13 protein-coding genes are annotated in these 13098 nt (G+C 74.9%); 7 read left to right on the forward strand and 6 right to left on the reverse strand.

Features of this window, described 5'->3' with window-relative positions; all coding sequences use genetic code 11:
* The first annotated feature begins 179 nt into the window (after positions 1–179).
* Entirely contained in the window at positions 180–845 is a 666-nt protein-coding gene (locus tag Q1A09_RS06665) for a PilZ domain-containing protein (RefSeq protein ID WP_299952779.1), read from the forward strand.
* 3 nt (positions 846–848) lie between these two features.
* On the opposite strand, the gene Q1A09_RS06670 is transcribed toward Q1A09_RS06665, so the two are convergent.
* Both Q1A09_RS06670 and purB read right to left on the reverse strand, forming a co-directional pair.
* Entirely contained in the window at positions 849–1754 is a 906-nt protein-coding gene (locus tag Q1A09_RS06670; protein ID WP_299952781.1) for a phosphoribosylaminoimidazolesuccinocarboxamide synthase, read from the reverse strand.
* Positions 1751–3058, reverse strand: coding sequence for an adenylosuccinate lyase (gene purB, locus Q1A09_RS06675; RefSeq protein ID WP_299952783.1), 1308 nt, complete (start codon positions 3056–3058; stop codon positions 1751–1753). Before purB ends, Q1A09_RS06670 begins: the two co-directional genes overlap by 4 nt.
* 92 nt (positions 3059–3150) lie before the next feature.
* On the opposite strand from purB, the gene Q1A09_RS06680 reads away from it, so the two are divergent.
* Both Q1A09_RS06680 and Q1A09_RS06685 read left to right on the forward strand, forming a co-directional pair.
* The gene (locus Q1A09_RS06680; protein WP_299952785.1) at positions 3151–4593 is read left to right on the forward strand and encodes an AI-2E family transporter; all 1443 of its coding nucleotides are present in this window, start codon (positions 3151–3153) and stop codon (positions 4591–4593) included.
* 3 nt (positions 4594–4596) lie between these two features.
* Positions 4597–4992: a nuclear transport factor 2 family protein gene (locus tag Q1A09_RS06685; protein ID WP_299952787.1), complete on the forward strand. Its 396-nt coding sequence runs from the start codon at positions 4597–4599 to the stop codon at positions 4990–4992.
* Between the two features lie 193 nt (positions 4993–5185).
* Here the strand turns inward: Q1A09_RS06685 and purD are convergent, their stop codons facing one another.
* Together purD and rsgA are read right to left on the reverse strand one after the other, a co-directional pair.
* Positions 5186–6439: a phosphoribosylamine--glycine ligase gene (gene purD, locus Q1A09_RS06690; protein WP_299952789.1), complete on the reverse strand. Its 1254-nt coding sequence runs from the start codon at positions 6437–6439 to the stop codon at positions 5186–5188.
* A 9-nt stretch (positions 6440–6448) separates the two neighbouring features.
* Complete coding sequence (gene rsgA / locus Q1A09_RS06695) at positions 6449–7492, reverse strand: ribosome small subunit-dependent GTPase A (protein ID WP_299952791.1); 1044 nt, start codon at positions 7490–7492, stop codon at positions 6449–6451.
* A gap of 95 nt (positions 7493–7587) precedes the next feature.
* On the opposite strand from rsgA, the gene Q1A09_RS06700 reads away from it, so the two are divergent.
* Positions 7588–8634 carry a glycerophosphodiester phosphodiesterase family protein gene (locus tag Q1A09_RS06700; RefSeq protein ID WP_299952793.1) on the forward strand — a complete coding sequence of 349 codons (1047 nt, stop codon included), beginning with the start codon at positions 7588–7590 and terminating at the stop codon, positions 8632–8634.
* A 182-nt stretch (positions 8635–8816) separates the two neighbouring features.
* Here Q1A09_RS06700 and Q1A09_RS06705 read toward each other — a convergent pair whose 3' ends face one another.
* On the reverse strand, positions 8817–10103 hold the full coding sequence (locus Q1A09_RS06705; protein ID WP_299952795.1) for an adenylosuccinate synthase: 1287 nt from the start codon (positions 10101–10103) through the stop codon (positions 8817–8819).
* 63 nt (positions 10104–10166) lie between these two features.
* Here Q1A09_RS06705 and Q1A09_RS06710 point away from each other — a divergent pair, with 63 nt between their 5' ends.
* The 3 genes from Q1A09_RS06710 (at position 10167) to Q1A09_RS06720 (ending at position 12865) form a co-directional block, all read left to right on the forward strand.
* A complete protein-coding gene (locus Q1A09_RS06710) occupies positions 10167–10784 on the forward strand; it encodes a hypothetical protein (RefSeq protein ID WP_299952796.1) in 618 nt (205 codons plus the stop codon).
* 135 nt (positions 10785–10919) lie between these two features.
* Positions 10920–11984 carry an ABC transporter permease gene (locus tag Q1A09_RS06715; protein WP_299952798.1) on the forward strand — a complete coding sequence of 355 codons (1065 nt, stop codon included), beginning with the start codon at positions 10920–10922 and terminating at the stop codon, positions 11982–11984.
* The gene (locus Q1A09_RS06720; RefSeq protein WP_299952800.1) at positions 11981–12865 is read left to right on the forward strand and encodes an ATP-binding cassette domain-containing protein; all 885 of its coding nucleotides are present in this window, start codon (positions 11981–11983) and stop codon (positions 12863–12865) included. Before Q1A09_RS06715 ends, Q1A09_RS06720 begins: the two co-directional genes overlap by 4 nt.
* A 38-nt stretch (positions 12866–12903) precedes the next feature.
* Here Q1A09_RS06720 and Q1A09_RS06725 read toward each other — a convergent pair whose 3' ends face one another.
* Positions 12904–13047, reverse strand: a complete 144-nt coding sequence (locus Q1A09_RS06725) for a GPGG-motif small membrane protein (RefSeq protein WP_299952803.1) — start codon at positions 13045–13047, stop codon at positions 12904–12906.
* Positions 13048–13098: the final 51 nt, after the last annotated feature.

Genomic DNA, 13098 nt, shown 5'->3' on the forward strand with positions numbered 1-13098 from the left:
CGGGAAGCCGAACGGTCGTGCACAACTCGACGCCGGTCGCCCAGCCCTCCGCCGCCGGGGTCATCCCAACGGGTCATCCACCTGCACGGTTGCACTGGAGAACCACTCCGTCCGGCCGATGATGGGGCCGGACACGACCGCCACCGGGCGGTCGCCGAGCAGGTCGGAGGCACGGAGAGATGGTCGCGGGACAGCCCAACGTCGACCACCCGGTCGCCTCCACGGCGCTCAGCGTGATGCCGCTGGGCCAGGACGAGGCGCTCACCGCCCGGGTCCGGCGCGAGACCGACTCCTTCCTCTTCATCAGCTCCCCGCGCAACGGCGTCGGCGAGACCGCTCCCTTCGTCGAGCGGGACATGCTCGAGCTGTCCTGGCAGTCCGACGACGGCCTGCGCTCGGTGCCGGCGGAGGCCGTCGCCGTGGCCGACGACGGGACCTGGAAGGTCAAGCTCACCGGGCCGGCCAGCCGGATCCAGCGCCGCGACGCCGTCCGGGCGCCCATCGGGCTGTCGGTCACCCTCTCCTGGGACCGCACCACCCTGGTCGGCAGCACCGTGGACCTCAGCGAGGGCGGCCTGCTCGCCGTCTTCCGCCCGCACGGCGACCTGGGCGTCGGTGTGCCGTTCCCCAAGCGCGGCCAGCCGCTGGCGCTGCACCTCGACCTCTACTCCGACCAGCTCGTCACCGAGGTGGCACTAGTGCGCCGCCGGCCGCGGCAGGACAACCTGCACGAGTGGTCGCTGCGCTTCACCGCGCTCCCGGAGCCGGCCGCCGACCTGATCCGCTCGCACGTGTTCACCGCGCTGCGCAACGCCCGCGCCCGCGGCCTCACCGCCATCTACTGAGCGTCAGCTCCAGGGCAGCCCGGTGAGCTGCTCGTAGGCCTTGACGTAGCGCTCGCGGGTGGCGGCGACGACGTCCTCGGGGAGCTCCGGGGGCTCGGAGACCCGGTCCCAGCCCGACGTGGTCAGCCAGTCGCGTACGTACTGCTTGTCGAACGAGGGCTGCGGCGCCCCCGGCGACCAGGTGATCGCCGGCCAGAAGCGCGAGGAGTCCGGGGTCAGCACCTCGTCGCCGAGCACCAGGGTCTCCCCTGCCGTGCCGAACTCGGGCCCACCGGCTGTGCCGAACTCGAACTTCGTGTCGGCCAGCACGATGCCGGCCTGCTCGGCGATCTCCGCGCCGCGGGCGTAGAGCGCCAGGGTCAGCGACCGCAGCGCCTCCGCCCGGCCGGCGCCGACCGCGTCGACGACCTGGGCGAAACCGATCGCCTCGTCGTGCTCGCCCACCTCGGCCTTGGTCGAGGGGGTGAACACCGGCTCCGGCAGCCGGGAGCCCTCGACCAGGCCGGCCGGCAACGGGACGTCGACGATCGCGCCGGTGCGCTGGTACGCAGAAGTGCCCGAGCCGGACAGGTAGCCGCGGGCCACGCACTCCACCGGCAGCATCTCCAGCCGGCGCACCAGCATCGACCGGCCGGCCAGCTCGGCCGGCACGCCGACGGCGAGCAGGTCGTCGCCGGAGGCCAGCAGGTGGTGCTCGGCGCCGTGCTCGGCCAGCACCGGCGCCAGCTGCTCGAACCACCACACCGACAGCGCGGTGAGCACCCGCCCCTTGTCCGGGATCGGGGTGGGCAGCACGTGGTCGTAGGCGGAGACCCGGTCGCTGGCGACCAGCAGCAGCCGCGCGTCGTCGACCGCGTACACCTCCCGGACCTTGCCCCGGGCGACCAGCTCGAACGGGACGCCGCTCACGAGAGGGCGGCCAGCCGGTCGAACAGCGGGCCAAGGTTGGCCACGTACTGCTCGGGGCGGCAGATCTCGTCCAGCCGGGCTTCATCCAGCGTCACGCCGTCCTCGGCCGCCCGTTCGCGCAGCGTCTGCCGGAACGGGGTGCTGTCCTTCCAGGTGCGCATCGCCGCGGACTGGACCAGCGCGTAGGCCTGCTCGCGGCCCATGCCGGCCTCGACCAGCTCCAGCAGCACCGAGGAGGTGTAGATCAGCCCCCCGGTGGACTCGAGGTTGGCCCGCATCCGGTCGGCGTCCACGACCAGGTTCTCCACCAGGCCGGCGGTCAGGTCCAGCAGGTAGTCGGTGGTGATCGCCGCGTCGGGCAGGAAGACCCGCTCGGTGGAGGAGTGCGAGATGTCCCGCTCGTGCCACAGCGGGATGCCCTCCATGACCGGGACGATCGCCGCGCGCACCACCCGGGCCAGCCCGGCGATCCGCTCGGAGCGGATCGGGTTCTTCTTGTGCGGCATGGCGCTGGAGCCCTTCTGCCCCGCGCCGAACGCCTCGGACAGCTCGCGCACCTCGGTGCGCTGGCCGTGCCGCACCTCCAGCGCGATCGCCTCGCAGACCGTGGCGATGATGCCCAGCGCGGACACCCACTCGCTGATCCCGTCGCGCAGCACCACCTGGGTGGAGGCGTCCGCGGCGCGCAGGTCCAGCGCCTCGGCGACGGTCACCTCGACCGAGGGGTCGATCAGCGAGTACGTGCCGACGGCACCCGAGATGGCGACCACGCCCACGGCCTCGCGGGCGCGGCGCAGCCGGTCCCGGGAGCGGGCGGCGGCGAAGGCCAGATCGGCGACCCGGTGGCCCCAGACGTCGGGCTCGGCGTGCACCCCGTGGGTACGGCCGACCTTGATGGTGTCCCGGTGCGCCAGGCCGTGGTCGCGCAGCGCGGCCACCAGCCGGTCGGCCTTGGCCAGCAGCACGTCGGTGGCGTCGGTGAGCTGGACGGCGAGCGCGGTGTCCAGCAGGTCGGACGACGTCATGCCGTGGTGCACGTAGGCCGCGGCCGAGCGGGGCTCGGTGTTGTCGGCCCACGCGGTGAGGAAGGCGATGACGTCGTGCTGCGTCGTCTCCTCGATCTCCGCCACCCGCTCCGGCGTGGGCGGCGGGGCGTTGCGCACCGGCTCGACGACGTCGGCGGGCACCCGCCCGGCGGCCGCGTGCGCCTCGAGGACGAGAGTCTCCACCCGGCACCACAGCTCGTACTTGTGCTGGTCGCTCCAGACCCGGCCCATCTCCGGCAGGGTGTACCTGTCGATCATGCGGGTACCGCTTCGGACCGGTCAGCTCGTCGCACCACGGCCCCATCCTCTCGCACCGCTGCGGGCGGGCCCCCATCAGCTCGGAGGACTCGATGTTGCAGCGGGCCAAGCGCGTGGTCGACCGGGCCCGCGAACGGATCAGAGCCGCCGCCGAACACGACCCGCACGCCTGGCCCGAGGGCACCGTGCTGGTGATGGAGGACGGCAGCCGCGCCGTCGTCGACCACGTCGAGGACGCCGGGACGACGTCCCCGCCGCCCGCCCGGGAGGTCCCGGCCGACAGGGCGCCCGCAGCAGGCAGCCCGCACCCGGACGCCCCGGACGTCGACGTCGACGGCGGGGTCAGCGGGCCGCCGGCACCGGGCGGCCCGCCGCCGGAGCCCGGCCGGGACCGCAGCCGCGGCAGCCTGCTGGGCCCCGACGGGGCGCTGCGCGCCGCCGAGCGCGACGTGCCGAACGGGCTGCGGATCGCCGCGGCCTGGTCCTGGCGCACCGTCGCCGTGGTCGCGGCGCTGTACCTGCTGCTGCGCGCCGCGGGCTACGTGGCGGTGGTCGTCGTCCCGGTGATCGTCGCGCTGCTGCTGGCCGCGCTGCTGCAGCCGGGGGCGGCGTTCCTGTGCCGCCGCGGCTGGCCGTCCTCGCTGGCGGCGATGACCATGCTCGTCGTCGGGCTGGGCGTGGTCGCCGGCATCGTGACGCTGGTGGTCGAGGAGTTCGCCGCCGGCTACGACGACCTGGCCTCCCAGGTCGACGAGGGGCTCACCCAGGTCCAGGACTTCGTCACCCGCACCTTCCCGGTCACCGACGGCCAGATCACCGACGCCGTGGAGAGCGCGAACCAGGCCGTCGTGGACAACCGCGAGGTGCTGACCTCCGGGGCGCTCACCACCGCCGCCACCGTCGGCGAGGTGCTCACCGGCGCCCTGCTGACCCTGTTCACCCTGTTCTTCTTCCTGATGGACGGCCGGCAGATCTGGCTCTGGGTGGTCGGCCTGGCCCCGACCAACGCGCAGGCCTACATCGACGAGGCGGCCCGCCGGTCGTGGCGCACGCTGATCTCCTACGTGCGGGCCACCGTCGGGGTCGCCGCCTTCGACGCGGTCTTCATCGGCATCGGGCTGGTCTTCCTCGGGACGCCGCTGGTGGTGCCGCTGGCCGCGCTGGTCTTCCTCGGCGCGTTCATCCCGATCATCGGGTCGTTCCTGGCCGGCACCGTGTCGGTGCTGGTCACCCTGGTCGCGGTCGGCCCGGTGCGGGCGCTGATCGCGCTGGGCATCATCGTGCTGGTCATGCAGCTGGAGAGCCACGTGCTCCAGCCGCTGCTGCTGGGCCGCGCCGTCTCGGTGCACCCGCTGGCGGTGGTTCTCGGCATCGGCGCCGGGCTGCTGATCGGCGGCATCTTCGGCGCGCTGATCGCCGTCCCGGTCATCGCCTGCGGCAACGTGGCCGGCACCTACCTGTCCCGCCGCCACGAGGGGCCACGACCGCCGCAACCGGACACCCGGCGGGCCCGCCGGATGGTCCGAGCGGGCTGAGCCGTGCCTGTCGACCCGGACAGCAAGGGGGCCGCCTCCCCGGCGGCGACGCGCGCGGCGGTCCTCGCGCACCTCGACGCCTTCAACGCCCATTCCACGGATCGGCTGATCGCCGGCCTGCACGAAGACGTCGTCTGGGCCACCGGTTCCGACGTGTTCCAAGGTGTCCGGCAGCTCCGGGACGACGTCTTCGACCAGGGCCTGTGGGCCATGCAACCGTCCCTCGCGGTACGGACGCTGCTCGCCGAGGAAGAGACAGCAGCCGCAGTCCTCCGGGAGGTGCTCGTGGTCCAGGAGGAGCGACGCGAGTTCGACATCGCCGTCTTCTTCACGGTCGGCGGTGGGCTGATCCGGACCGTCACGGTGTTCCGGGAGGGCAGCGCAGACATCAGGTCGTGAGGACCGCCTCGTCCGTCGCCGACGTCCGCACGTGCCACACCCCGGCGACGAGCACGGCCGAACGTCCACCGGCACGGATCGACCCGCCCAGGACCACGTCGAGCCACGGCAGGACGCGGCTCGACCAGAGCTCGCGTGGGTCGACCCGCCCCGGCGGAGGACGGCCGACGGTGGGAACCACCCGGCCGGTGGCTCAGACGGTGATGCGGCCCTCGACGGCGGCCAGGCCGATGTCGGTGCGCCAGTGGGCGCCGGCCAGCCGCACCGAGGCCAGCCGCTCGTAGACGGTCTGCCGGGCCGCGGCGAGGTCCGCGCCGACCGCGGTCACGGACAGCACCCGCCCACCGGCGGAGTGCACCTGCCCGTCCGCGCCGACCGCGGTGCCCGCGTGCAGCACGCCCTCGCCGTCCGCGCCGGTGATCGGGTCGCCCAGCCGCGGCCGCTCCGGGTACCCGTCGGCGGCGACCACCACGGTGACGGCGGCGCCGTCCCGCCAGCGCAGCGGCGGCTGGTCGGCCAGCGTGCCGGTGGCCGCGGCGTTCAGCAGCCCGGCCAGCGGGGTCTCCAGCAGCGGCAGCACGACCTGGGTCTCCGGGTCGCCGAAGCGGGCGTTGAACTCGACCACCCGGACGCCCCGGGACGTCAGCGCCAGCCCGGCGTAGAGCAGGCCGCTGAACGGCTCACCGCGTCGGGCCATCTCGTCGATCGTCGGCTGCAGGACGGTGGCCCGCACCTCCTCGACCAGGCCGGCCGGCGCCCAGGGCAGCGGGGCGTAGGCGCCCATGCCGCCGGTGTTGGGGCCGCCGTCACCGTCGTCCCGGCGCTTGTGGTCCTGCGCGGGCAGCAGCGGCACCACCGTCGTCCCGTCGGAGAGGGCGAACAGCGAGACCTCCGGGCCGTCGAGGAACTCCTCGATCAGCACCGAGTGGCCGGCGTCCAGCACCGCCTTCCCGTGCGCGACCGCCGCCGCCCGGTCGGTGGTGACCAGCACGCCCTTGCCGGCGGCCAGGCCGTCGTCCTTGACCACGTACGGCGCGCCGGCCTCGTCCAGCGCCGTCTCCAGCTCGGCCGGGCCGCCGACGGCCCAGAACCCGGCGGTCGGCACGCCCGCGGCGGTCATCACGTGCTTGGCGAAGGCCTTGGAGCCCTCGATCTGGGCGGCCTGGGCCGAGGGGCCGAAGCAGGCGATGCCGGCCTCGCGGACGGCGTCGGCGGCACCGGCGACCAGCGGCACCTCCGGGCCGATCACGACCAGGTCGGCCTGCCACTCGGTGGCCAGCGCGCTCACCGCGACCGGGTCGGCGACGTCCAGCGGGAAGGCCTGGGCGAGGGTCACCGTGCCGGCGTTGCCCGGCGCGCAGGCCAGCGCCGTGACGGCGGGGTCGGACTGCAGAGCCACGCACAGGGCGTGCTCCCGGGCACCGGAACCGATCACGAGGACGCGCACCCGGCGAACCTACCCACTCCACCGCGCGGGCCGTTCCTGCCCCGGGGCTGAGCGGCGCTGCCGGTGGACGGCGCGGAGGCGGGCGGACTCGGCGGCGCGGGCCCGGGCGTCGGCGCGCAGCTCCTGCCGGTGCGCCTCGGCCTGCAGCTTCCGCCAGGCGGTGAAGCGGGCCGGGTCCAGGTCGCCGCGGTCGATCGCCGCCGCGACCGCGCAGCCGGGCTCGGTGCGGTGCGCGCAGTCCCGGAACCGGCAGTCCGCGGCCCAGCCGGCGACGTCGGCGTAGGCGGCGTCCAGCCCGTCGCCGCCGGGCAGCGCCAGCTCGCGCATGCCGGGGGTGTCGATCAGCAGACCGCCGCCGGGCAGCTGGTGCAGCTCCCGCGCCGTGGTGGTGTGCCGGCCGCGCCCGTCGGCGCGGATGCCGGCGGTCCCGGCGACCGGCCGCCCGGCCAGCGCGTTGGTCAGCGACGACTTGCCGACCCCGGAGGGGCCCACCATGACCGCGGTGCGCCCGGGGCCGATCAGCGCCGCCACCTGCGCCGTCCCCGCCCCGGTGGTCGCGCTGACGGCCAGGACGTCGACCCCGACGGCGTCCTCGGCCACGGCGGCCACCGCGGCCGGCACGTCGGCGCACAGGTCGGCCTTGGTCAGCACCACCACCGGGGTCGCCCCGCTGGCCCAGGCCACCGCCAGGTAGCGCTCCACCCGGCGCAGCCGCGCCTCCCCGACCAGGGAGTCCACGACCAGCACCAGGTCGACGTTGGCCGCCACCACCTGCGGCGCGGAGGTGCGCCCGGCCGCCGTCCGGACGAACGCCGTCCGGCGGGGCAGCAGCCGCACGGCCCGCTCGGCCCGCAGCGCCACCCAGTCGCCCACCGCCGGCCCACCGTCCTCGCGCGGCCCGCTCCACGGCACCCGGCGCTCGCCCTCGGCGGTCAGCACGGTCAGCAGGGCCCGGTCGACGCGGGCGACCCGGGCCGCGACGCAGCCGTCCGGCACCCCCGGCACGGCCGTGGCCCCGACGGCCGGGACTGAGAGATCACTCACACGGGTCATGCTGCTCTCCAGGTGAGGCCGCTGTCCCCCGATTTGTCTGCATGAAGTCGGCGCGTGTTCAGGCCCCGGACAGCGAACTGGGTTTCCCTGGAGTCATGTCGGAGACCGGCCTGAAGGCCGTTCGTACGCCTCGCCAGGCCCGCTCCCCGCTAGTCATCGGGCACCGCGGCGCCCCCAGCTACCGCCCCGAGCACACCGCCGCCAGCTACGAGCTGGCCATCGACCTCGGGGCCGACCTCGTCGAGCCCGACCTCGTGGTCACCCGGGACGGCGCCCTCGTCGCCCGGCACGAGAACGAGCTCTCCCGCTCCACCGACATCGCCTCCCGCCCGGAGTTCGCCGATCGCCGGCGCACCCAGGAGGTCGACGGCGAGGAGGTGACCGGCTGGTTCACCGAGGACCTCACCCTCGCCGAGGTGCGCACGCTGCGCGCGGTCGAGCGGCTGCCTGCGATGCGGCCGCTGAACACCGCCTACGACGGCCGGTACGGCGTGCTCACCCTCGCCGAGGTCGTGGAGATCACCCGGCGCCGGTCGACCCCGGAGCGCCCGGTGCGGGTGCAGGCGGAGCTGAAGTACCCGGCCTGGTTCGCCGCCCAGGGCCTGCCGATGACCGAGCTGGTCGCTGCCGAGCTGCGCCGGCTGGACGGCGCCCGCCCCGACGGCCCGGTGGTCGTGATGGCCTTCGAGCAGTCGGCGCTGCGCGCCCTGCGGGCCGACCTGGGCACCGGCGGACCGCGCCTGGTCCAGCTGATCGAGGAGGAGGGCGTGCAGGACGCCCTGGTGACCCCCTCGGGTCTGCGGGAGGTCTCCACCTACGCCGACGGGATCGCCCCGCACAAGGGCCGGATCCTGCTGCACGACGCCGCCGGTGGCCTGGTCGGCGTCTCCGACCTGGTCAGCCAGGCGCACCGGGCCGGACTGACCGTCGAGCCGTGGACGCTGCGGCCGGAGAACGTGTTCCTGCCCAGCCACCTGCGCCGCGGCAGCGACCCCAGCGGGCTGGGCGACGCCCAGACCGAGGCCCGGCTGCTCTTCGCCCTCGGGGTGGACGGCGTGATCGCCGACGCCCCGGAGACCGCCTACCGGGCCCGCGCCGAGCTCTCCGCCGCCGCCATGGCCCCCGTCCGCCCCCGCGTCTGAGCGGTGCACCCGGCGATCCTCACGGATCGCACCGCGGCCAGGTGCCGTCCCGACCTCGGGTGAGCCGCTGGGTGCCCTGACGTCGGGAGCCTCCGGCCCCGCGACGCCAGGCCACAGTCGTCCTGCCGGACGACGCCGTCCTCAGGTCTGGCCGCGGTGCGCCCCAGCTGGCCGCCGTCAGCTCAGATCAGGTCGTGCAGCACCACGTTCTCGTCGCGGCCGGGGCCGACGCCGATGACGCTGACGCGGGCACCGGAGAGCTCCTCGAGCCGCCGGACGTAGGCCTGCGCGTTGGCCGGCAGGTCCTCGAAGCGGCGGCAGCCGGTGATGTCCTCGAACCAGCCGGGCATCTCCTCGTAGATCGGCTTCGCGTGGTGGAAGTCGGTCTGCGTCATCGGCATCTCCTCGTGCCGGACGCCGTCCACGTCGTAGGCGACGCAGATCGGCACCGTCTCCAGCCCGGACAGCACGTCGAGCTTGGTGAGGAAGTAGTCGGTGATGCCGTTGACCCGGCTGGCGTAGCGGGCGACCACGGCGTCGAACCAGCCGCAGCGCCGGTCGCGGCCGGTGGTGACGCCGACCTCGCCGCCGTGCTTGCGCAGGTACTCGCCCCACTGGTCGTGCAGCTCGGTCGGGAAGGGCCCGGAGCCCACCCGGGTGGTGTAGGCCTTGAGGATGCCGACGACCCGCTCGATCCGGGTCGGGCCGACACCGGCGCCGACGGCCGCGCCGCCCGCGGTCGGGTTGGACGACGTGACGAACGGATAGGTGCCGTGGTCGACGTCGAGCAGGGTGCCCTGCGAGCCCTCCAGCAGCACCCACTCGCCGGCGTCGAGGGCCTTGCCCAGCAGCAGGCGGGTGTCGACGATGCGGTGCTTGAGCGCCTCGGCGTAGCCGGCGTACTCCTCGACCACCTCGTCGACGTCGATCGCCTTGCGGTTGTAGACCTTGACCAGCACCTGGTTCTTCTCCTGCAGCGTGCCCTCGAGCTTCTGCCGCAGGATGGACAGGTCGAGCAGGTCGGCGACCCGGATGCCGTTGCGGGCCACCTTGTCGCCGTACGCCGGGCCGATGCCGCGGCCGGTGGTGCCGATCTTGCGCTGGCCGAGGAACCGCTCGGTGACCCGGTCCAGGGCGCGGTGGTGCGGCATGATCAGGTGCGCGTCGGCGGAGATGACCAGGCGCGAGGTGTCGACGCCGCGCTCCTCGAGGCCGGCGAGCTCGCCGATGAGCACCTCGGGGTCGATGACCACGCCGTTGCCGATGACCGGCGTGCAGCCCGGGGTCAGGATGCCGCTGGGGATCAGGTGCAGCGCGTACTTCTCGCCGTCCGGGGTGATCACGGTGTGGCCGGCGTTGTTGCCGCCCTGGTAGCGGACCACGTAGGGCACCCGCCCGCCCAGCAGGTCGGTGGCCTTGCCCTTGCCCTCGTCGCCCCACTGGGCGCCGATCAGCACGACTGCGGGCATGCGGTGGGTCTCCTCGTTCGTCGCACCGGCAGGTCCCGGCGAGCCAGGTGGCAGGGTATCCGCATGCCCGCCACCCAGCTCGATCTGCGCGGCCTGGCGGCGGTCCAGCCGCCCTCCCGCCGGCACGTCGCCTCGGTGGTGGACGGCGCCCACGAGGTGCGCGTGCTGGGCCCGGTGCCCGCGCTCTCCGCCGTGCTGACCCGGCTGTGGCGGACCGAGCGGCTGCCCGCCGTGCCGGTCGCCTGGACCCCGGCGGAGGACACCGCGTCGACCGGGCTGGCCCGCGCGCTGGGCGTGGGCACCGGGCCCGAGCGGGAGCTGCCGCTGGTGCGCGACGACCACGGCGGCGTGCTGCTGCACGCCGGCCGGGTGTCCGCGACCGGCGAGCCGCGCCGGGCGCTGGGCCGGCGGTTCGGCGCGCAGGCGTACTGCGACGACGACCGGGTGGCCGACGGCGAGATCACCCGGATGGACGTGCGCCCGGACTGGACGGCGGTGGACCGGCTGTCCGTGGCGGTGGTGCGGCTGCCGCTGCGCCCGGTGCGCCGCTCGACCGGCCGGGCGCTGCAGATCGCCTGCGCCCCCGCCCAGGTGGTCCGGGACGGCGTGCCGTTCGACCGCGAGGTCACGAAGTGGACCTGGTACGCCGACGACCGGGTGCGCTGGCGCCTGCGCCCCTGAGGGACGGCCCACCCGCGACCGGCACCGGCTGCCACCTCCGTCGGGCACCCGGCGCCGGATCGTGGACACTGGGGAGACCGTCCCGCCCGAGGAGGTCGCGCTGCCGTCGTCCCGTCGCCCGACCGGTCCCTGCCGGTGACCCCCGACCGCTCCCTGGCCTTCGGCCCACCCGCGCCGGTGGCGCCCCGCTCGCGTGGCCGCCGGGCGTTCGACCGCCTGCTGGCCCGCCCGGGGGTCAGCGCGCTGGTCGGCGTGGCCCTGCTGACGGTGTTCTTCGGGGTCCAGTCCCCGGACCTGATCTCGTCCGCGGGCCTGGCCGCCGTGCTCGAGGTCGCCGCGCCCCTGGGGATCGGTGGCGTGGCGGTCGCCCTGCTGCTGGTGGCCGGGCAGTTCGACCTGTCGATCGGCGTGGTCGCGGTGAGCAGCTCGCTGCTGACCGCGCTGCTGGTCACCGAGCTGGGGCTGGGGCTCTGGCCCGCCCTGCTGCTCTCCCTCGTCGCGGCGCTGCTGGTCGGGGCGGTGAACGGACTACTGGTGGTCAGCACCGGCCTGCCGAGCTTCCTGGTGACCCTCGCGACGTTCCTGATCCTGTCCGGCGCCGCGCAGGCGGTCGCCGCCGCCGTCGCCGACGCGCCCCGGGTCGGTGGCCTCCGTGGGGAGCCCGGCTGGGACTCCGCGCACGCCCTCTTCGGGTCGACGGCGCAGCTCGGTGACGGACGGTTCCCGGTCTCGGTGCTGTGGTGGATCGCGGCCACCGGCGTGACCACCTGGCTGCTGTGGCGCACCCGGTTCGGCAACGCCGTGTTCGCCAGCGGCGGGGCGCCACGGCCGGCCCGCGAGCTGGGCGTGCCCGTCGGGCGCACCACCGTGCTGCTCTTCCTGGGCACCGCGGCGGCCGGCTGGCTGATCGGCACCCTCGGGCTGGCACGGCTGGGGGCGGTGCAGGTGACCCCGGCGCTCGGCACCGAGATCGAGTTCATCGTGGTCGCGGTGATCGGCGGCTGCCTGCTCACCGGCGGGTACGGCTCCACCGTGGGGGCATCGCTCGGCGCGCTGCTCTACGCCGTCTCCCGGGAGGGGATCACCCTCTCCGGCTACGACCCCCGCTGGTTCGAGGCCTTCCTCGGTGCGCTCCTGCTGGTCGCCCTGCTGGTCAACGGGGTCGTGCGCCGCCGGCTGCGGGCGGTGCCCCGATCGTGAGCACCGCGTGGCAGGGCCCTCCCGAGCCCGTCGACCAGCCGGCCGACGACCAGCCGGCCGACGACCGGCCCACCGACGACCGGCCCACCGACGTGCCCGCGCCCGTGCTCGAGCTGCGCGGCGTCACGGTGCGTTTCGGCAGCGTGCCGGCGCTCTTCCGGGTCTCGCTGGCGTTGCGCCGGGGAGAGGTGACCTGCGTGCTCGGGGAGAACGGCTCGGGCAAGTCGACGCTGGTCGCCGTCCTGTCCGGCATGGAGCAGCCGGCAGAGGGCGAGCTGCTGGTCGACGGCCGCCCGGTGCGGTTGCGCTCGCCGCGACAGGCCCGCGCGCAGGGCATCGCCACCGTCTGGCAGGACCTGGCGATCGCCCCGCTGATGTCGGTGTGGCGGAACTTCTTCCTCGGCGCCGAGCCCACCCGCGGCCTGTGGCCGTTCCGCCGGCTGGACGTGGGGCGGGCCGAGGAGATCACCACCCGCGCGATGGCCCGGGTCGGGGTCACCGGGCTGGACGCCGACCAGGCGGCCAGTGCGCTGCAGGCCGGGGAGCGGCAGAGCCTGGCGATCGCCCGCGCCCTGCACTTCGGTGCCCGGGTGCTGGTGATCGACGAGCCGACGGCGCCGATGACGGTGGCCCAGCGGGCCCTGGTGCTGCAGTCGGTGCTGGCCGCCCGGGACTCGGGGCTGGCCGTGCTGTTCGTGACGCACAGCCCGCAGTACGCCCACCTGGTGGGCGACCGGTTCCTGCTGCTGGGCGGTGGGCGGGTGGCCGGTGACCTGACCCGGGAGGACGTCGACGTGCACGACCTGACCCGGCTGGTGGCCGGCGGCGACGAGCTGTCGCGGCTGACCGACTCGCTGCGCGAGAGGCACCAGCGCCGCTGAGCGGGCGCCCCCTCACGACGGCGTGAGGGGGCGCGACGTCAGTTGAAGACGCTGACACCGCCCGGGCCGACCAGCAGCCCGACGACGATGAGCACGATGCCCCACAGCAGCTGCTTCCGGACGATCGCGACGATGCCCGCGATCACCAGCACGACTGCGAGGATCCACAACAGGGTGACCATGACGAGCCCCTCTCCTCGGGGCGACGCCCTGCTGGCGTCGACCGGACGTCG

The organism is uncultured Modestobacter sp. (assembly GCF_947486615.1).
Taxonomy (GTDB): domain Bacteria; phylum Actinomycetota; class Actinomycetes; order Mycobacteriales; family Geodermatophilaceae; genus Modestobacter.